The organism is Micromonospora sp. B11E3 (assembly GCF_039871625.1).
Taxonomy (GTDB): Bacteria; Actinomycetota; Actinomycetes; order Mycobacteriales; family Micromonosporaceae; genus Micromonospora.
Genome location: NZ_JBDPMC010000013.1, coordinates 75,581 through 93,409, shown reverse-complemented (window position 1 = coordinate 93,409; position 17,829 = coordinate 75,581). Strand labels below are relative to the sequence as shown.

At 75.3% G+C, this 17,829-nt stretch carries 22 protein-coding genes and 1 pseudogene; 11 read left to right on the top strand and 12 right to left on the bottom strand.

Translation table 11 applies throughout. From position 1 onward, the window contains the following. Positions 1–15: 15 nt before the first annotated feature. Genes ABGB16_RS10140 through ABGB16_RS10125 form a run of 4 tightly spaced genes read left to right on the top strand, consistent with a single transcriptional unit; the run spans position 16 to position 2,581 of the window. A complete protein-coding gene (locus tag ABGB16_RS10140; RefSeq protein ID WP_347667727.1) occupies positions 16–471 on the top strand; it encodes a hypothetical protein in 456 nt (151 codons plus the stop codon). Continuing rightward, the gene (locus tag ABGB16_RS10135; RefSeq protein WP_347667726.1) at positions 468–680 is read left to right on the top strand and encodes a DUF2997 domain-containing protein; all 213 of its coding nucleotides are present in this window, start codon (positions 468–470) and stop codon (positions 678–680) included. The genes ABGB16_RS10140 and ABGB16_RS10135 overlap by 4 nt, the downstream gene beginning before the upstream one ends. Next, positions 664–1,908: a helix-hairpin-helix domain-containing protein gene (locus tag ABGB16_RS10130; protein ID WP_347667725.1), complete on the top strand. Its 1,245-nt coding sequence runs from the start codon at positions 664–666 to the stop codon at positions 1,906–1,908. The genes ABGB16_RS10135 and ABGB16_RS10130 overlap by 17 nt, the downstream gene beginning before the upstream one ends. Beyond that, positions 1,886–2,581, top strand: a complete 696-nt coding sequence (locus ABGB16_RS10125; protein WP_347667724.1) for a 4Fe-4S single cluster domain-containing protein — start codon at positions 1,886–1,888, stop codon at positions 2,579–2,581. Before ABGB16_RS10130 ends, ABGB16_RS10125 begins: the two co-directional genes overlap by 23 nt. A gap of 130 nt (positions 2,582–2,711) precedes the next feature. Here ABGB16_RS10125 and ABGB16_RS10120 read toward each other — a convergent pair whose 3' ends face one another. The 5 genes from ABGB16_RS10120 to ABGB16_RS10100 form a co-directional block, all read right to left on the bottom strand. Then, complete coding sequence (locus tag ABGB16_RS10120; RefSeq protein WP_347667723.1) at positions 2,712–2,978, bottom strand: hypothetical protein; 267 nt, start codon at positions 2,976–2,978, stop codon at positions 2,712–2,714. Then, positions 2,975–4,183, bottom strand: coding sequence for a hypothetical protein (locus ABGB16_RS10115; RefSeq protein WP_347667722.1), 1,209 nt, complete (start codon positions 4,181–4,183; stop codon positions 2,975–2,977). Before ABGB16_RS10115 ends, ABGB16_RS10120 begins: the two co-directional genes overlap by 4 nt. Next, positions 4,180–4,533: a type VII secretion target gene (locus ABGB16_RS10110; protein WP_347667721.1), complete on the bottom strand. Its 354-nt coding sequence runs from the start codon at positions 4,531–4,533 to the stop codon at positions 4,180–4,182. Before ABGB16_RS10110 ends, ABGB16_RS10115 begins: the two co-directional genes overlap by 4 nt. Further along, positions 4,523–4,927 carry a YbaB/EbfC family nucleoid-associated protein gene (locus tag ABGB16_RS10105; protein WP_347667720.1) on the bottom strand — a complete coding sequence of 135 codons (405 nt, stop codon included), beginning with the start codon at positions 4,925–4,927 and terminating at the stop codon, positions 4,523–4,525. The genes ABGB16_RS10110 and ABGB16_RS10105 overlap by 11 nt, the downstream gene beginning before the upstream one ends. A gap of 297 nt (positions 4,928–5,224) precedes the next feature. Next, positions 5,225–5,866, bottom strand: coding sequence for a class I SAM-dependent methyltransferase family protein (locus ABGB16_RS10100; RefSeq protein WP_347667719.1), 642 nt, complete (start codon positions 5,864–5,866; stop codon positions 5,225–5,227). A gap of 156 nt (positions 5,867–6,022) precedes the next feature. Here ABGB16_RS10100 and ABGB16_RS10095 point away from each other — a divergent pair, with 156 nt between their 5' ends. Continuing rightward, on the top strand, positions 6,023–6,661 hold the full coding sequence (locus tag ABGB16_RS10095) for a hypothetical protein (protein ID WP_347667718.1): 639 nt from the start codon (positions 6,023–6,025) through the stop codon (positions 6,659–6,661). A 6-nt stretch (positions 6,662–6,667) separates the two neighbouring features. Then, positions 6,668–6,787: pseudogene (locus ABGB16_RS10090) on the top strand (PPOX class F420-dependent oxidoreductase); the annotation flags it as partial. A 22-nt stretch (positions 6,788–6,809) separates the two neighbouring features. On the opposite strand, the gene ABGB16_RS10085 reads toward ABGB16_RS10090, so the two are convergent. Further along, a complete protein-coding gene (locus tag ABGB16_RS10085) occupies positions 6,810–7,451 on the bottom strand; it encodes an NAD(P)H-binding protein (protein WP_347667717.1) in 642 nt (213 codons plus the stop codon). 188 nt (positions 7,452–7,639) lie between these two features. Between ABGB16_RS10085 and ABGB16_RS10080 the strand changes: the two genes are divergently transcribed. Then, positions 7,640–8,674: a hypothetical protein gene (locus ABGB16_RS10080; protein WP_347667716.1), complete on the top strand. Its 1,035-nt coding sequence runs from the start codon at positions 7,640–7,642 to the stop codon at positions 8,672–8,674. Between the two features lie 45 nt (positions 8,675–8,719). Here ABGB16_RS10080 and ABGB16_RS10075 read toward each other — a convergent pair whose 3' ends face one another. Beyond that, positions 8,720–9,952 (bottom strand): serine hydrolase domain-containing protein, encoded by a 1,233-nt coding sequence (locus ABGB16_RS10075; protein WP_347667715.1) that lies wholly within the window; start codon positions 9,950–9,952, stop codon positions 8,720–8,722. Positions 9,953–10,026: 74 nt separating this feature from the next. Here ABGB16_RS10075 and ABGB16_RS10070 point away from each other — a divergent pair, with 74 nt between their 5' ends. Together ABGB16_RS10070 and ABGB16_RS10065 are read left to right on the top strand one after the other, a co-directional pair. After that, positions 10,027–10,620 carry a pentapeptide repeat-containing protein gene (locus ABGB16_RS10070; RefSeq protein ID WP_347667714.1) on the top strand — a complete coding sequence of 198 codons (594 nt, stop codon included), beginning with the start codon at positions 10,027–10,029 and terminating at the stop codon, positions 10,618–10,620. 161 nt (positions 10,621–10,781) lie between these two features. Further along, on the top strand, positions 10,782–11,108 hold the full coding sequence (locus ABGB16_RS10065; RefSeq protein WP_347667713.1) for a hypothetical protein: 327 nt from the start codon (positions 10,782–10,784) through the stop codon (positions 11,106–11,108). Positions 11,109–11,224: 116 nt separating this feature from the next. On the opposite strand, the gene ABGB16_RS10060 is transcribed toward ABGB16_RS10065, so the two are convergent. Then, positions 11,225–11,752, bottom strand: coding sequence for a D-alanyl-D-alanine carboxypeptidase (locus ABGB16_RS10060; RefSeq protein ID WP_347667712.1), 528 nt, complete (start codon positions 11,750–11,752; stop codon positions 11,225–11,227). A gap of 73 nt (positions 11,753–11,825) precedes the next feature. Then, on the bottom strand, positions 11,826–12,263 hold the full coding sequence (locus ABGB16_RS10055; protein WP_347667711.1) for a hypothetical protein: 438 nt from the start codon (positions 12,261–12,263) through the stop codon (positions 11,826–11,828). A 345-nt stretch (positions 12,264–12,608) separates the two neighbouring features. Here ABGB16_RS10055 and ABGB16_RS10050 point away from each other — a divergent pair, with 345 nt between their 5' ends. Further along, on the top strand, positions 12,609–12,890 hold the full coding sequence (locus ABGB16_RS10050) for an iron-sulfur cluster biosynthesis family protein (protein WP_347667710.1): 282 nt from the start codon (positions 12,609–12,611) through the stop codon (positions 12,888–12,890). Positions 12,891–12,893: 3 nt separating this feature from the next. Here the strand turns inward: ABGB16_RS10050 and ABGB16_RS10045 are convergent, their stop codons facing one another. After that, positions 12,894–13,982, bottom strand: a complete 1,089-nt coding sequence (locus ABGB16_RS10045; RefSeq protein WP_347667709.1) for a beta family protein — start codon at positions 13,980–13,982, stop codon at positions 12,894–12,896. Between the two features lie 88 nt (positions 13,983–14,070). Here ABGB16_RS10045 and ABGB16_RS10040 point away from each other — a divergent pair, with 88 nt between their 5' ends. Beyond that, on the top strand, positions 14,071–14,964 hold the full coding sequence (locus ABGB16_RS10040) for a sulfotransferase domain-containing protein (RefSeq protein ID WP_347667708.1): 894 nt from the start codon (positions 14,071–14,073) through the stop codon (positions 14,962–14,964). A gap of 173 nt (positions 14,965–15,137) precedes the next feature. Here the strand turns inward: ABGB16_RS10040 and ABGB16_RS10035 are convergent, their stop codons facing one another. Continuing rightward, positions 15,138–15,695 (bottom strand): PepSY domain-containing protein, encoded by a 558-nt coding sequence (locus tag ABGB16_RS10035; RefSeq protein ID WP_347667707.1) that lies wholly within the window; start codon positions 15,693–15,695, stop codon positions 15,138–15,140. A 596-nt stretch (positions 15,696–16,291) separates the two neighbouring features. Then, a complete protein-coding gene (locus ABGB16_RS10030) occupies positions 16,292–17,812 on the bottom strand; it encodes a winged helix-turn-helix domain-containing protein (RefSeq protein WP_347667706.1) in 1,521 nt (506 codons plus the stop codon). Between the last annotated feature and the right edge of the window lie 17 nt (positions 17,813–17,829).

The following is a 17,829-nucleotide window of genomic DNA, read 5'->3' as shown; positions in this document are numbered from 1 at the left end:
GACAGGAGAGCGCCGGTGAGCATCTCACTGATACTCGTACCGCTGGCGGTGGCCACGGTGGCCGCCGCCCACGCCACCAGCGCGGACCGCGACGACGAGGACCGGGTGGTCTGCCAGGTGCAGACCCGGATGCGGGACGAGACGCTGCTCGCCGCCGCGCTGCGCGACACCGGCGCGGCGGTCACCGCCGACGCCGACGGGATCATCGCCGACTGGGCGGGGGTACGCGCGGGATTCCGTCGCGGCTCGGACGGCATCTGGACGGCCCACCTGGCCGGCGAGGTCGACGAGCAGCGGGCGGTGGAGATCGTCCACGCGGTGGACGCCGCGTACGGGCGGCAGGTGCAGGGCGCGGTGCTGGAACGGCTGCGCGCCCAGGCCCCCGCCGCCGGGCTGCGCCTGGAGTCCGAGCAGGTCACCGAGGACGCCTCGGTGCGCCTGGTCTTCGCCGTGGGGGAGCGGACGGCATGAGCGAGCAGCCCCGCATCGTCGTGACCGTCGGCCCGGACGGTGCGGTCAGCGCGGAGACCCACGGGCTGCTCGGCGAGCGCTGCCTCGACTACGTCGCCGTGCTGGAGGACCTGCTGGCGGCGCGGACGGTGCGCAGCGCGTACACCGCCGACCACGGCCGGGTCGCGGCCGTCGTCGGCCAGGAGGAGCGCGATGTCGACCGCGCCTGAGGGCGGCTGGCCGCCGGGTTGGCCCCCGTCACCCGGCCAGGGCGGCCACCCGGCCCCGCCCGGGCACCCGGCCCCGCCCGGGCACCCGGCCCCGCCCGGGCACCCGGCCCCGCCCGGGCACCCGGCCCCGCCCGGCCCGGTCGGCTGGCCCGCCGCGCCGCCCGGTGCCCCGGCTTGGCCCACCGCGCCGAGTGCCTCGGCCTGGTCCGGCGCGCCGTCGGGCGCCTCGGCCTGGCCCACCGCGCCGGGTACCTCGGCCTGGTCCGCCGCGCCGCCGGCAGGATCGCCCGCGGCCAGCGCCTGGTGGCGGGTGCGGCACAGCTGGTGGCTGCTGCTGCCGATCCTCGGCTTCAGTTGCCTCGGCGGGTTCGGTTTCCTCTACGTCGGCGTCCGGGCCCGCCGGTCGGCGTGGTGGCTCTCCGGCATCGGCTACCTGATCGCCGGCTGGTCCGGCTTCATCGTTTTCAGCGCGCTGCCGAAGGAGAACCCGCTGACCGACTGGTTCTTCTACATCCTCATGGCGTCCTGGCTGGCGGGCATCGCGCACGCCTGCCTGATCAACGCGTCCTGGCTGCGCTGGCGCGCCAACCACCGCCCCTGGTACGCCGCGCCGGGCGGCGGGTACCCGCCGGGAACCCTCGCCCCGCCGCCCGGCGCGCCCGGTTCGCCGATCGCCGGCCCGGCTGGATTCGGCGTCCCGGCCGCCAACCCGGCTGGATTCGGGGCCCCGGCCGCCAACCCGGCTGGATTCGGCGTCCCGGCCGCCAACCCGGCTGGATTCGGCGTCCCGGCCCCCGCCTCGCCCAGGTTCGGCGACCCGACCTCCGGCCCGACCGGGGCCGCGCGCGAGCCCGGCTACTGGGGCGCCGGGCCGGCCGCGACACCGGTCCCGGCCACCGGGCCGGCACCCACCACCGCGTCGCAGGTGTCGCCGGTGTCACCCGCCGTCCCCGGACCGCCCAGGGCGGACACGCCGGCGCAGGTGGACGTCAACACCGCCGGAGCCGAGCAGTTCGCCGCCCTGCCCGGCTTCGACCCCGCCCGGGTCGCCCGGGTGCTCGCCGCCCGGGAGTCCCGCCGCGGGTTCGGCAGCCTCGCCGAGTTTGCCGCCGCCGCCGACCTGGCCCCCCACGAGTACGCCCGGCTGCGCGAGGTGCTGGTCTGCGTACCGCCGGCCGGGCCGGCCGGCCATCCCGGGACGCCGCATGGACGCGTACTCGATTTCTGAGGCCGGCCCCGTGCGGCGCGCCGCCGCCGGGCCGGACCGGGTGGCCCTGGCCCGGTTCCTCGCCTCGACCCGCGCCGAGGGGCCGCGGGAGCGGACCGCGCTGTGGGTCCAGGGCTGCGCCATCCGCTGCCCGGGCTGCTTCAACCCGCAGATGTGGGCCTTTCGGGGCGGCGAACTGGTGGCGCCCGCCGAGCTGGTCGAGCGGGTCCTCGCCGCCGGCACCGAGGGCGTGACCCTGCTCGGCGGGGAGCCGTTCGACCAGGCCGCCCCGCTCGCCGAGGTGGCCGCCGGGGTACGCCGGGCCGGCCGGTCGGTCATGACCTTCACCGGCTACACCCGGGCCGGGCTGCGCCGGGCCGTCGACAGTGGCCGCGACGACGTGGCGGCCCTGCTCGCGGAGACGGACCTGCTGGTCACCGGGCCGTTCCGGGCCGACCTGGTCGACACCCGTCGCCCCTGGGTGGGCTCCACCAACCAGGAGTTCGTGCTGCGGGGCGACCGGTTCCCGGGACTGCTGGACGACCTGCCGACCACGCCCGACCGGGTCGAGGTGATCGTCGACGTGGCCGGCCGGGTGTCGGTCAACGGCTGGGCCGAGCTGGAGGCGCTGGACGAGCTGCTGGCCTCGGTCGGCCGGCCTCAGCCGCGCCGGGCGAGCGCGGGGCGGCCGTAGCCCCCCTGCGGCGGCCGCCCTGCGGCGGCGGCCCTGCGGCGGCGGCCGCCCTGCGGCTCCATGTCGCCGACATGGGGGTGTCAATGCGGGCCCGACCCCGCCATGTCGCCGACATGGTGTGGATCAAGCCTTAGGCCGAGCTGGACACCCAGGTGCGGCCCGGCGTAACGAGGTCCGCGTCAGTCCTGGAGACGATGAGCAGCTGCTGCCCGGTGCGCCGCGTCCGGGGTGTCGGGAAGTCCACGCCGAGGACGTGGACCGGTCGGCCGGTCAGCTCGTCGATCAGGCTCGGCGTCCCGATCAGCTCCTCGCCGGCGAGGAGTGTCCCGCAGGCGATGAGGCCGGACCGGGCAGGAAGGTCGAACACCTCGTCGATCCGGAACCTGAAGTCCGTCACCCTTCACCCCTCAATCGCTTCAGCGCGTCTGGCTCGACCGCGTACGCCTCGTCTTCGAGGTCCCGCCAGCTGCGGCGGAGGTGCTCGCCCGAACGCAGTTGCAGAACGTGGCAGTACTCGTGCGCGATGGTCGCCGCCAACGTCTCCTCGTCCGCGAAGCTGGCAGGACCCATCCGGATCTCTCGCCCCTCCAGTTCACCCGGCGTGTATGCACATGCCTCCATCGAGTCGAGGTACCGGACCTCGTCTGGCTCCTCGATCAGCTGGATGCCGACGTCATCGAGGTCCAACCCGAGGCGTTCGGCGACGGCCCGCACATTCTCCACGGTGCGGGGCGTCCCCGGCCCGTTCTCGAGCACGTCCTGGTTGCTGCGTGGGCTGTTGCTCGAGTAGAGGTTCCTGCCTCCGGTCGGTGGTGGGGTGGTGGGATTGTGGCGGGCGAGGCGGCGCAGTTCCTCCTCCAGTCGGCCGAGTACGCCGTCCAGCCGGCGCAGCATCGGGGCGACCCGGCGCAGGCTGCCGACCAGCCCGGTGAGCAGCCGGGCGATCTTCGCGGCCCAGCGCGCCGCCAGCGTGGAGACCTGGGCGACGACCCAGGGGGTACCGGCGCCGAGGGTGCCGCCCGCGATGGCCAGCCACTCCCACAGCCGTACGGCGAGCACCGAGACGAAGTCGGCGATCAGGTCGCGCACGAGTTCCCGGACCAGCGCGACCACCAGCCCCGTACCGGTGGTGACCAGGGCGAGCGCGTCCGCCCCGGCGGCCATCGTGGCCAGCGCCTCGCGTTGCCGCCCGGCGTGCGCCCGGTACGCGGTGGCGGCCCTGCCCGACCAGGCTGCCAGGTCGGCGGCGACGGCCGCGTCCAGGTCGGCCGCCGAGGAGCGCAGCGCGGCGGCCACGTTGGACCAGGTGCCGGCGTACGCCTCGACCTGGTCGGGGTCGCCCGCCAGCCAGTCGAGCGCGTCGGAGAGCGGCTTGAGGTGCTCGATCAGCCATGCCACGCCCCACGAGACGAGCTGGCCGAGCGGGTCGACCACGAGGGCCAGGGCGTCCAGGCCGGCGGCGAAACCGCCGATCGCGCCGTCGATCCAGGAGCCGCTGCGGAAGGCCTGGACGATCAGGTCCACGTCCTCGGCCAGCCCCACGCCGGACCACCCGGTGGTGCTGTCGACCCGCTCGGCGACCAGTGGGTTCGGCGCGGTCACCGGGGCGACGGCGGGAAAGTCGGGGCAGCGGGCAGCGTCGCCGTCGGGGCGCCCAGGCGGGCCGCCGCCCGGTGGTCGCTGCCGTCGTAGCGGGCCGCCGCCGTGCGTACGCCGTGGGCGGCCTCGTCCAGCGCGTCGCGGGCCTCGCGGAGCACCCGTTCGGCCAGGTCGTGCAGCGGCTCCAGCATCGCCGGGAACGCCGCACACAACTGCCCGTACGCCTGCCCGCCCAGCCGTACGCCGCCGGCCGCCCCGATGGCCTGCCGCACCGTGCCGCCGATCCGGTCCAGGTTGGCGGCGTGCCCGGTCAGCGCCTGCGGGGTGACCTCCAGGGCCGGCTCACCGGGCACGGCGCGTCCCGGGGGAGCCGTCGTCGGGCGCGGGGAAGCGGCGGTCGTACCCGTCGAGGACGGCCCGGCCGGTTTCGGAGTCCGCGCCGACGGTCTCCGCCACCGCGGCGGCGACCCGGTCGGTCAGGCCGGCCTGAGCCCGGCGCAGCGCGGTCATGATCTCCCGCTCGATCCGGGCCGGCGGCCAGCCGGTGAGCCGGTCGTCCAGGTGCAGCCCGACCAGGGCGCCGCCGCTGTCGACCCGCACCTCGACCAGGCCGCCGGCCGCCTCGGCGCTGCCGGTGAGCCGGGCGACGCGCTCGGCCAGCCGCCGCGCCTGCTCGGCGCGTTCGGAGATCGAGGCCGACCAGTCGGCCACCCACCGCTCGGCGTCGTCCAGGTCACGAGCGAACACTGCCGCCTCCCCGTCGTGAACGCCGACCAAGCCTAGGAGATCCGCTCACATACCGCGACCCCGCCCAAGCAGTCGGTCATGCGCGGTCCCCGAGCGTGAGCTATGCGGCGATCTTGCACTTTCGGCCCCTGGAATGGGCTGTTCGCCCTATTTGCCGGGGCGGAAAGTGCAAGATCGCGGAGGCGGGAGGCGCGGAGGCGGGCGGCGGGAGGCGCGGAGGTGGGAGGCGCGGAGGCGGGAGGTGGGAGGCGGGCGGCGGGGTGTAGGAGCTGGGTGGGGCGGGGCGTGGTGGGGCGGTCAGGTGGCGAAGCGGAAGAGCCGCGCCGTCCTGGTCAGCGGGCGTGGGCGGGCGAGGAGGCGGTGCACGCCGACGGAGAACAGCACGTCCTGCGGGGCGTGGAAGGCCCGCTCGGCGAACCCGGCGTCGGCCAGCCACGTCCTGATCGCCGGCGTGAGGTCCGGCGCCCGTCGGGTCCTGGTCCAGATCACGGTGGCGCCGGGGGCGCACAGTTCGGGCAGGGCGCCGATCGTCTCCCGGGCGTCGGCGTCGCTGACGTTGCCCAGGACCCCGGCCAGCAGGACGAGATCCGCGGGTACCACCCCCGCGTAGGAGGCGGGGTCGCCGGCGTCGGCGCGGACGACCGTCACACCGTCCAGCCGCTCGGCCGCGGCCCCGGCCCGGGCCGCCGCCACGTTGCGCGGGTCGTACTCGATCAACCGGGCCCGGACCCGCCGCGCGTCGGCGGGCCGCGCGGCCAGCACGCCCAGCAGGTCGTGCCCCTGGCCGGCGCAGACGCTGACCACGGACAGCGGCCCGTCCGGTCGCTCGTCGAGCCAGCCCGCGATGTGCCGCCGCACCAGCAGCAGCCGGCGCGCCAGCGGCGAGCCGGCATCGGCGTACGGGAGATGCCAGTCGTACCAGTCCCTGCCGTCGCCCATCCGGCAAGCCTGCCAGCCCCCGGCGACCGGGAGAAGGACGACGCCGGGGCACGAACGGCGCGACGCGACGGAAACGTTACCTCGGTCCGGCGGAGGGTGACCGCGGCTGGTTCACCCGGCGGCGGTAACGTCGGCGGTGGGCTCGGGGAGGTGGGCGTGGCACGGGGTGGGGTGTTCTGCGTCGAGGGGCAGTGGCACCGCGACCTCAACGAGCGGGGCTCGGTCCTGCCGACGCTGGAGCTGCTGGAACGGCTCGGGAAGATCCGCTTCATCCACAAGGACGCGGCCACCCGGGACGAGCTGTTCTACTTCCTCGACCGCTGGCTGCTCAAGCAGTACGCCGACTACCGCGTCGGCTTCTTCGCGATGCACGGCGAGCCGAGCCGACTCCGCCTCACCGACTGGGACTCGGTCGAGCTGGCCGACGTCGCCGAGCTGATGGCCGGTCGCTGCGACGGCCGACGGCTCTACTTCGGCAGCTGCTCGGTGCTGCGGGCGTCCGACGCCGCGCTGCGCGAGTTCCTCGACGTGACCGGGGCGGCCCTGATCTGCGGGTTCACCCGGGATGTCGACTGGGTGGAGTCGGCCGCGTTCGAGACGGTGCTGCTCGACGTGCTCGCCAACGGGCACCGGCACAACGCCGCCGAGCTGCGGATGGGCTCGGCGCACTGGGCGCCGCTGGCGGCGTACCTGGGTTTCCGGGTGATCTACGCCAACGGCCGGGCCTGGCGTCCGCCCGCCCGCCCGCGGGTGCCCGCCCAGGCCAGGGGCCGGGCCGCCACGGGGCAGCGCTGAGGCCGGCGGCCGGTGATCTCCACGTATCCCGAGCGGGCCAAGGTGGCGAGCATCCGGCGGGATCCCGGGTCTCGGCTGCTCTCCGACGGCTGGAACGGCCCGTGGGTGCAGGTCGACGGCGCCGCTCCCTTCCCGCCGGCCGGCGGCCTCAGTACGCGGCGGTGAAGCGCATGTTCTCGAAGCGCGGGCGCTCGATCTCGTCGACGACGGCGACCGCCAGGTCCTCGTAGCTGAGCACCGACCGGCCCTGTTCGTCGGTGACCGGCTGGTCGGTGCCGGTGCGGTAGTGGCCGGTCCGCTCGCCTGGATGGAACTCCAGCGGCGGCGGGGAGAGGTACGTCCAGGTCACCCCGTCGGCCGACGCGCGGTACAGGGCCAGCGCGTCGGCCTGGCCCAGCGCCGCGTCCCGGTACTCCGCCGGGAAGTCCGGCTCCTCGAGGTACGGGGTGCCCTTCGGGGTCAGCAGGGTCGCCCCGCCGCCGACGTGGATGATCCGGGGCGGATTCGGCTGGTCCCGCAGCACCGTGACCAGGGTCTCCGCCGCCTCCCGCCAGAGCGACCGGTCGCCGCCGCCGACCGCCACCACCATCGCGTCCGCCTCCGGGGCCAACTCCCGTACGCTCCGTCCGGAGGTGGCGTCCCCGGTGACCACCCGTACGCCGGCCGGCAGGTAGCTCGTCGCCTCCGGGCGGCGCACCGCCGCGGTCACCCGGTGGCCCCGGCTCACCGCCTCGGCCGTGATGCGCGAACCCGCCGTGCCTCCGGCACCGAACACCACGATGTCGCTCACCTGACCGCCTCCCGCGCCCGGTCGGGCCTGGCCCGACGTCGCCCGCCTCCCAGGCTATGAAGTGCGCCGGGGCCTCGGGCGCGAACGGCGATCCCGGCCCCGCCGTGACCTCCGTCGACGCGCGAAACCCCCTTGCCGGGATCGAATACCGTCATCCCCGATAGATCAACCGACCCATGGGGGAACAGATGACCTTTCGTCCCGCCGTCCGTCGCCTGGCGGCGCTGACCGCGCCGGTCGCGCTCGCCCTGGCCGCGGCCGCGCCGGCGCTCCCGGCCCAGGCCGCGCCCGCCGGCCGCCCGGCCCCGGTGCTCACCACCGGCCCGGCCGACAAGGACCTCGACGGCGACGGCGTACCCGACCTGGTGACGGTCGGCGGCACCGCCGGCCTCGGCTCCGGCGTCTGGTCCGCACTCGGGGTGCAGTCCCGCAAGACCGGCGTCGGCACCGGCGCGGTGCACACCCCGGCCGTCAACATCGGCCTGCGCGGCAATGGTGCCGGTGGCGACTTCGAGGGCACCCAGGTGATCACCGGCCGCTTCTTCGGGGGCGCCGTGGAGGACTTCCTCGACTACAACCCGAAGACCCGCAGCGGCGGCGTGATCCGGGGCGCCGGCGACGGCACCATGACCAACCCGGACCTCAGCGGCAACCAGGCCACCATCTTGGGCGACCTGCTGACCGACGCCTACGGCAACGTCCCGGTGACGATCGCCAACGCGTACACCGCCGACGGCGTCGACACCGGCATCCCCGACCTGATCGGCATCAGCGGGGACGCCGCCAACGGGTACCGGCTGAACTACTACCCCAATGCCTGGGCGCCCGCCCTGTACTACTACGGGTTCGCACTGGCCGCCGCCACGCCGACCGGAGGCACCGACTGGGAGAACTGGAGCATCGCCAGCACGGAGCTGTCCTCCGGGGTGGCGATCTTCCTGCGTAACGCCGCGACGGGCGACCTCTACCTCTGGACCGGCGTCACCATCGTCGACAACGGCGACGGCACCGGCTCGCTGAGCCGCACCCAGTACCAGGTCGCCGCCAACTGGAACACCGGCGTCGAGATCAGCACCCTCTGGGCCGCCGACATCAACGCCGACGGCGCCCCGGACCTGCGGACCGTCCTGCCGGACGGCACGGCGCGGGCGTACCTCGTCTCGGGGTTGTCCCAGACCGGCACCGCGACGGTGGTCGCCACCCGCGCGCAGCAGTTGGTCTGACGGGCGGTCGGGCCGCCATCCGCGCGGGTGGCGGCCCGACCGGGTTCAGTCGACCAGGGCGGAGTAGACGAGCTGGCGCAGCTGGGGCCGCAGCGGGTAGGTGCTCGACGGCATGAGCTGGGTGAACAGCAGCGCCGTGACCTCCTCCACCGGGTCGACCCAGAAAGCGGTGCTGGCCAGGCCGCCCCAGTAGTACTCGCCGACGCTGCTCGGCACCCGGGCCGGGACCGGATCCTGCACCACCGCGAAGCCGAGGCCGAAGCCGATGCCGTCCAGCACCGTCTCGGAGAAGCCCTCGGGAGAGAACGAGGCCAGGTCGCGCCCGTCGGGCAGGTGGTTGCGGGTCATGAAGCGCACCGTGCGGGGGCCCAGCAGCCGGACGCCGTCCAGCTCGCCGCCGCGCAGCAGCACCTGGGTGAACCGGTGGTAGTCGGCGGCCGTGGAGATCAGGCCGGCCCCGCCGGAGTGCCACGTCGGCTCGGCCAGCGCGGCCCGGCCGATCGTGTCGGCCCGGAACGCCTTCCCGGTGGCCGGGTGCGGGGCGTACAGGGCGGCCAGCCGCTTGGCGTCCGCCTCGTCGACCCACCAGCGGGTGTCCGTCATGCCCAGCGGGCCGAAGATCCGCTCGGCGAAGAACGCGTCCAGCCGCTGCCCGGAGACCACCTCGACCAGCCGGCCGAGCACGTCGGTGGAGACGCCGTAGTTCCAGCTGCTGCCCGGCTGGAACAGCAGCGGCAGCCGGGCCAGCCCCTGCGAGGCGGCGGCCAGGTCGGCCCCGGTGGGCACGCCGAGGTCGAAGCCGGCCGCCCGGTACAGGCCGTCGACCACGGAGACCTGGGCGAAGCCGTACGTCAGGCCGGAGGTGTGGGTGAGCAGGTGCCAGATCCGGATCGGCTCGACCGCCGGCACCGTGTACGGCTTGAGCAGTGAGCCCCTGTCGTAGACCCGGACGTCGGCGAACTCCGGCAGGTAGCGGCTGATCGGGTCGGTCAGCTCGATCCGGCCCTCCTCCCACAGCATCATCGCCGCGACCGAGGTGACGGGCTTGGTCATCGAGTAGATGCGCCAGAGGGTGTCCTGCTCGACCGGAGCGCCGGCCTCCAGGTCGCGCATCCCGTACGTCGAGGAGTGGGCGATCTCGCCGCGGCGGGTGACCACGATCTGCCATCCGGCGAGCCGGCCGTCGTCGACGTACCTGCGGAAGTGCTCGTCGATCCGCGCCAGCCGGGCGGGGTCGAAGCCGATACGGTCCGGGTCGATGCTGGGTGCGACGCTCACGCCCAGAAAACTACTAGCCGGTACGCCCCGGAAGGAAGGGCGTCGGTGTCGGTGGCCGTCACTAGGCTGGCCGGATGCCGGAGCCGACCGAGGACACCACGTTCCGCCACGAGGACTGGTACGGCGAGGAGTTGGCCGACCGGCACTTCGTCCGCTGCGAGTTCTTCCACGTCGACCTGACGGAGGCGGTCAGCCGGGGCGCGGTCTTCACCGGGTGCACCTTCGGCAACGTGGCGTTCAACGCCTCCCGGCACACCGACTCGGCCTTCACCCGCTGCGTGTTCAAGCGGTGCGACTTCTTCGAGGCCGAGTTCACCGGCTGCAAGCTGGTCGGCAGCAGCTTCGCCCAGTGCGACCTGCGTCCGCTGCGCATCGACGGCGGGGACTGGTCGTTCGTGGCCCTGCCGGGCGCCGACCTGCGCGGGGCCCGCGTCACCGACGTGCGGATGCGCGAGGTGGACCTGACGGCGGCCGACCTGACGGGGGCCACGGTCACCGGCGTCGACCTGTCGGGCGCGCAACTGCACGGCTGCCGGCTCTCGGGGGCCGACCTGCGCGGCAGCGACCTCACCGCGCTCGACCCGACCGTCGTCGAGCGGTCCGGCGCGCGGGTCGACGCCGAGCAGGCCGTCGTGCTCGCCCAGGCGCTCGGCTTCCGGGTCGGCTGACCGGGCGACGAGATTCCAGGGCCTGCCGCGCGTGCCCTGGGTGCCGTGCGGGTGAGGCTGCGGCTCCGCCCGCGCGGGGACAGTTTGTCCGTCACTGTGCCCGGAAGCGGCCGTACGGTCGCGCTGTCCCGATCCGTCCGTCCCCTGTGGAGGCCCTTCCGATGAGCCGCACCACCACCGTCCGTCCCGCCGGCCCGGCACGTGTCGACGACGAGCCTGGCGAGTCGCTCCGGGAGATCCCGTTGCCCCCGTACGTCACCGGGGAGGACGTGCACTTCGCGGTGCGGGCGGTGGTCGTGCACGCGCCCCGGCGCTGGTCGGGCGGGACGATCTGCCGCAACGACGCCAGCCCGCACCCGTGCCGCCTGCACCGGTGGGGCCGGCGGGTGCTCGCGCTGCGCGGGCTGCGGGCCGCCGAGATCGACGCCCTCGTCGAGCGGGGCGACCCGACCGCCGTGGTGCCCGCGCCGCACCGCCCCGGGGCCTGAGAGCCGCCGCGGGCCTGAGAGCCGCCGCGGCGTGTCCGCGTACCGGTGCGGGCCCGCCGCGGCGGCTCTGCGGTGCCCGGGCCCCTTCCTCCGCACCCGGAAGGGGCCCGGGCAGGTCAGCAGAGGATCGGCTTGACCCAGGGGCACTCGACGCCCTCGGGCGTCCGCGGCGTCTCGGGCGCCGTCGGCGGCGCCAGTCGTGCCGCGCCCGCGCTCTGCCCGTCGTACGTCGCCAGCGCGATCGCGATCTGGTCCTCCAGCCCCTTCACCGACGAGGCGAGGTAGTTGTTGAGTACGACGGAGAACGCCAGCAGGTGCCCGTCGGCGGCGGTGACGTAGCCGGAGAGGCTCGACGCGCCGGTCAGGCTGCCCGTCTTGGCGTGCACGTTGCCGGCCGCCGGGGTGCCCCGCATCCGGCTGCGCAGCGTCCCGCCGACGAGATCGTGCTCTCCCCGGTGGCCACCGTCTCGGCGCGGTTGTCGATCCGCACGTACCCGTTCGGCGGGGTCATGGTGATCACCGGCCGCCCGCCGCGCCGGCCGTGGCCGCGGTCGCGACCAGCGCCGCCAGCGCGAGCGCCTGGGGGAAGAGACGACGATGCATGGGCCGATGCTGCCATGGAGCTTTCTGCCGGGAAAGCCCAACGGCCGAAAGTTTCCGCCGTACGGGGTGGCGGGGGTCAGCCGTCGAGCCGGACGGTCGTGCGGGCTGGCGGGGTCAGCCGTCGAGCCGGGCGGCCGTCACCGGCCCGGCCGCCGGTTCGACGGGAGGCGTCAGGACGGCCACCGCCCTGTCGGTCACCAGGCCCCCGTCGACCAGTACCAGCCGGCGGCACCGGGGATCGCCCGTCCGGTCGGGCAGCTTTCCCGCCAGCGTCCGGACCTCCTCGGCGGAGGCGTCGTCGAGCACGAACCCCTCCGGGCGCCACGTCCCGTCCACCGTGAAGAACGCCTTGCTGTCGTTGTCCAGGTCGCCGTTGAGCACCACCGTCCGGTCCGAGCCCGTCAGGTCGCTCGACGCCTCGTTGAGCCCCCACACCTGGTACGACGCGTTGCCCTCGCGAGGGGCGTCACCCACCGCCACCCCGGTGCAACCGGCCAGCAGCGCCAGCGCCGCCACCGGCCCCAGCAGCCGTGGTACCCGCCGTCGACCCATCGCCGCCTCCCCGCGGTGCCGTCGTCCTCGCAGGGATCAGACCACGGTGGGGGCCGGTCGGTTCCGCCCGGGCGGTGGCGGACCCACCCCGTCGGCCGTCGGTCCAGCCTACGCGACGTAGGGGCAGGTCGGAGGCGATTCCGGCGGTACGGCGGCACACCGCCCCGTCGATCGGGCTCTATTTGACGGATGCCTCGTCAAGGGGCACCGTAGGCAGAGACGGGGGTACGACCTGCCCTGTTTCATACGGAGACGACCGTTTCGCCGCGTAGCCTCCCTGACATGCCCGTACGCGGGCAGAGTCCGGCTGCGCCGACCGCGATCCGAGCGACGAGGAGTCCCGCCATGCTGACCATGACCGACAACGCCGTGCTCGTCATCCGCGACCTGGCCAACCAGGAGGACGTCGCCGAGGGCGGCGGGCTGCGGATCGCGGCGGACACCGACGCCGGCTCGCTGACCATCGAGTTGGTGGCCGAGCCGGCGCAGGGCGACCAGGTGGTGGACAACCAGGGCGCCCGGATCTTCCTCGACTCGGACGCCGCCGAGCTGCTCAGCGACAGCTCCGTCGACGCCACCGTCGACGACGAGGGGATCGTGCAGTTCGGCTTCACCGAGAAGCAGTAGCGGTCAGCCCGCCCGCCTGGACTCGCCGCCCCGGTGGGGCCGCGCGGGCCGGCCCCGCTCGTCCCGCCACGGCCCCGGGCGGTCCTCCCGCCTCGGGCCCGCCAGCGCGCGCAGTACGTGCGCGAGGTGGTGGGACGTGCTCCAGGCGACCCAGTTCGTGCTGTGCCCCGCCCCGACCACCCGGCGGGCCCGGCGCACGATCTCGTGGTCGCCCCACGAGAAGGCGGCTCCATCGGTCGGCCAGTGCGGCGCCGACACCAGCGTCCGGCACAGGTCGGTCATCCGGTCGTCGCCCCGGCCGCCCCGTCGCGACCAGCGGTAGACCCACCACGCCCCGTCCGTGGTGTACCGGACGGTGGGCAGCCGATCCCCTCCCGCGTCCGCGCCGGGCACCGCGCAACCGACCCCGTAGTCGCCGAACCCGACGCCCAGGTCGGCCAGCCGCCGCCAGAGCAGCCAGTCCCAGCGCTCCAGGCGTACCGGCTCGTCGGTGGGCAGCCGGGACATCGTCGGCGGCAGCCCGCCGGCCGCCACGGTCACCGTCCGCCAGGCGTGCCGCCGGGCCCAGTCCGCCAGCCGCCGTACGCGCGCCTCGGCCTGCCGCACGTCGGCCGCGCAGCAGACGTCCCCGAGGTCGACCAGCAGCTCGCACTGCTCCGGCACCAGTCGGCTGAGCCGCCAGATCCGCTCCACCGCGGCCGTGGCCGCGTCCGGGCCCGAGCGGTCGCGCCCGGGCCGCAGCCGCACCACCATCCGCCCGCCGTACGCCCGGGCCGCCACGCCGTGCGCCACGAGTCGGCGGTCGCTGTCCGCGAGGCCCGCCACCGGCACCAGCGGTACGCCCCAACGGACCGGTTCGCCCTCCGGCCCGTCGGGCAGCGCGGTCACGTCGACCGCCGGCACCAGGCCGGCGGGGAGCCGGGCGAGACCGTCCGGAATGGAGGCATCCACGATGGACACGTCGAGAACCGGAGCGAGCAGGGGTGCCGTTGCACCGTCGACATGACACAGTGCCTCGAGCTCGCCCCGCCGACTGGCGAGGACGGGGCGGTAGACCGGTTCCGCCACCCGGCCCCCGTGGGCGGGCACCATACCTCAGCGTACCGACCGGATCACGCCGACCACAGTGCTTGCCGAAAATGCCGGGCCGTCCCGGCAGGACCCTGGTTACCATCCCCGGATGCCCGAGGCCCCGTACCGCTACCGTTCCCCGGACGAGGACAGCGCGCGCTGGCTCGGCTTCCCGTTCCGCGACGGCGACATCGTCATCAGCACCCGCTCCAAGAGCGGCACCACCTGGATGCAGATGGTCTGCGCCCTGCTGGTGTTCGGCACGCCCGACCTGCCGGCCCCGCTGCCGCACCTCTCGCCGTGGCTGGACTGGCTGGTGGAGCCCCGCGACGAGGTGTACGCCCGGCTCGCGGCGCAGCGGCACCGCCGGTTCGTCAAGACGCACACCCCGCTCGACGGCGTCCCACTCGACCCCCGGGCGCACTACGTGGTGGTGGCCCGGCACCCGCTCGACATGGCGGTCTCCCTGTGGCACCAGGCCGGCAACCTGGACCGCGTACGGATGGCCGAGCTGACCGGCCGGCCGAGGCCGGAGGGGCCGCCGGCCCCGCGTACGCCCCTGGCCGAGTGGTTGCCGCGCTGGGTGGACCGGGAGGTCGACCCGCGCGAGGAACTGGACTCGCTGCCCGGGGTGCTGTGGCACCTGGCGGACGCCTGGTCCCGCCGCGACCGGCTCAACGTCACCCTGGTGCACTACGACGACCTGGTCGCCGACCTGCCCGGGCAGATGCGTGCCCTGGCCCGCAGGCTCGGCATCGAGGTGCCCGAGGCGCGCTGGCCGGAGCTGGTCGAGGCCGCCACCTTCGAGCGGATGCGCCGACGGGCGGACCAGCTCGCCCCTGACCCGGCGGGCGTGCTCAAGGACCGCTCCGCCTTCTTCCGGCGTGGCGGCTCCGGCCAGGGCCGGGAGCTGCTCGACCCGGCCGCGCTGGCCCGCTACCGGCGGCGCGCCGCCGCCCTCGCCCCGCCGGACCTGCTCGCCTGGCTCCACCGTGCCGACTGACGCCCCGGCCGCCTGACGCCCCCGCGATCTTGCACTTGCCGCCCCGGCAAAGCAGGCAGTCCGGGCATGTCGCGGGCCGCAACTGCAAGATCGCGGATCGGTGCTCGGTCTGGAGGCGCGGCCGCGCGATCTCGGTTCCGCCGCCGGTAAGCCCCGACGGCGGGACCGTGGGATCAGCTGTCCCGGCCGTGGTCGTCCCCGGCGAGGTCGTCGGCGCTCGGGTGGTCGTCGCGGGTTGCGCTCCCGCGGCTGTCGTCCGCGCCGGGTCGGTCGTCGGAGCCGTCGCCGCGTCGGTCGTCGGCCGCCTCCCGCCTGACCCGCCCGATCGCGCCGGTGGACCGGTCGACGTCGACCTCGTACGTCTTGCTGCCGGCCACGATGTCCACCCGCCACACCGACCGGCCGTGCTCCGACTCGGCCTCGATCTTGACGATCCGGCCGCCGCCCGTCGCGGCGAGCGCGAGCTGGCCGGCCCGGTCCCGGCTCACCTGACCGGCCACCGGGGCACCGGTCGTCGTACCGGTCGACCGGTCTCCGCCCGGCCTGTCGTCTCCGCCCGGCCTGTGGTCGCCGCCCGGCCTGTCGTCGGTCGTCGCGGCCGCCGCCGTCAGGGCGGTACCGCCGGCCGGCCGGTCGGTGCGGTCCGCCACGCCCACGCCGAGAGCCGCGCCGGTGATCGCCAGCGCGGCCGCCCCGCCGATCGCCGCCAGGAGCAGAGAGTTGCGCCTCATGGTTTCCGCCTTTCCTCCGTGCTGCTCTGCGTTGTGTCTCCGAGGATCGGCCGGATACTGATAGCGCCGCGCTGTCCGTCCGTCAAGGCCCGGTTAAGGCACGCGGGACTCCGTACGCGATCGCCCGGCCCCGCCGCGGCACCGCCCGGTCGGCCGGCCTGGGCGGTTCCGGCGGCCAAGTCCCCTCGTTGCTGCCCGGACGGGACGGGCAGGGCCGGGGCTGGCCGCCCCGGGTGACCCCCGTTTCGTGCCCTGTGGAGCTGCCCGCACAGGCGGGGCAGCCTCCGGCGAACGCGCTCCGGCCCGCTTCCCGGCTCGGCGCCTCGATGCGACGACCCGACCCCGACACCGCACGGACGAGCAGAGACTGACGGCTCTACACCACCTCCACGGGACGCGACCGCGGTGGCGCCGAGGCCGGCGATGACGCGGCTCGTTCCTTCACGACCGGTGGCCTCCGGGCCCTGTCGGTACGTGGGAGCGTGGGCGGGGCAGCTCCACAGCGCCCGAGACGGATACTCTCCAGCCGCCAGCCGCCAGCCGCCAGCCGCCAGCCGCCAGCCGCCAGCCGCCAGCCGCCAGCCGCCAGCCGCCAGTCAGTCCTCGGCGTGGCCCAGTCGCAGCAGCACCTGCGCGCCGCCGCGCGGGCCCGTCCGCAGTTCCAGTCGGCCGCCGCTGGCCTGCGCCGCCCGGCGGGCGATGTCCAGGCCCAGCCCGGTGGAGCCGGCGGTGCTGGCCCCCCGCCGCAGGGCGTCGGGTGGCAGCCCGGGGCCCTGATCGGCGACGGTCAGCGTGACCTGCCCGGTCCCGGCCTCCAGGGTGACGGTGAACGGGGTGCCGTCCGGGGTGTGTGAGAAGACGTTGCCGAGCAGCGCGTCCACCGCCGCCGCCAGCTCGTCGGCCGGCGCCCGCACCGGCAGCGGGCCGGGGGCCAAGTCGAGGGTCACTTCCCGGCCGGTCTCCTCGGCCAGCACCGACCAGAACGCCACCCGCTCGCCGACCACCCCGGCGGCGTCGCAGCGGGCCGGGGCGGACGCCACCGTCCGGCGCCAGCGGGCCTCGCGGATGAGCCCGGTCACCGCCCGCTCCAGCCCGTCCACGGCGGAGGTCATCCGGGCCGCGTCGTCCGGGTCGCGCAGCGACTCCGCCTCCAGCCGCAGCGCGGTCAGCGGCGTACGCAGTCGGTGGGACAGGTCCGCCACCTGCTCCCGTTCGTCGTGCAGCAGCTCCTGGATGCGCCCGGCCAGGTGGTTGAGTGCTCCGGCGACCTCGCGCAGCTCCGGCGGGCCGGCCGGCGCGACGCGGGCGTCCAGCTCGGCGTTGGCCAGCCGGTGGGACACCCGGGACAGTTCGGTGATCGGCCGGACCAGGGTCCGGGCCAGCCGGTCGGCCACCGCGAGCCCGACCAGCACCAGCAGCACCCCGAGCGCGGCGAGCACCAGCCACGCCCGGGCCACCCCGACGCCGCGCACGGTGTGCAGGTAGCGGGGGTGCTGCGCGCTCTCCCCGAGCTTGCGGCGCAGCCAGGACAGGTGCACGTCGACGGTCTTGTCGGCCCCGCCGTACGGGATGTGCCAGACCTCGGTGAGCAGTTCCCGCTTGGTCACCACCTGGCCCGCCCGCGCGGCGAGGTGGTGCAGCAGGTCGAACTCCCGGGGCGTCAACTCCACCGCGACCCCGTCCAGGGTGACCTGCCGGGAGCGGGGGTCGACCCGCAGCCCGCCGACGACCAGGGTCGGGTCGCCCTCGGCGGTGCCGGCGGCCCGGCGCAGCACGGCCCGGACCCGCGCGTCGAGCTGGGCGGCGGTGAACGGCTTGACCACGTAGTCGTCGGCGCCGGCGTCGAGCACCCGGACGATCTCCGCCTCGTCGTCCCGCGCGGTGGCCACGATGACCGGCACCGCGCTGACCGCGCGCAGCATCCGCAGCAGTTCACGGCCGTCCAGGTCGGGCAGCCCGAGATCGAGCACGACCAGGTCCGGCCGCTCGTCGAGGGCGTCGCGCAGGCCGTCCAGCGCGGTCGACGAGGCGGCGACCGCGTGACCCCGCTCGCGCAGCGCCCGTACCAGCGGCGTCCGGATCGTCAGGTCGTCCTCGATGAGCAGCAGGCGGGGCACAGCAGGCAGGCTAGCCC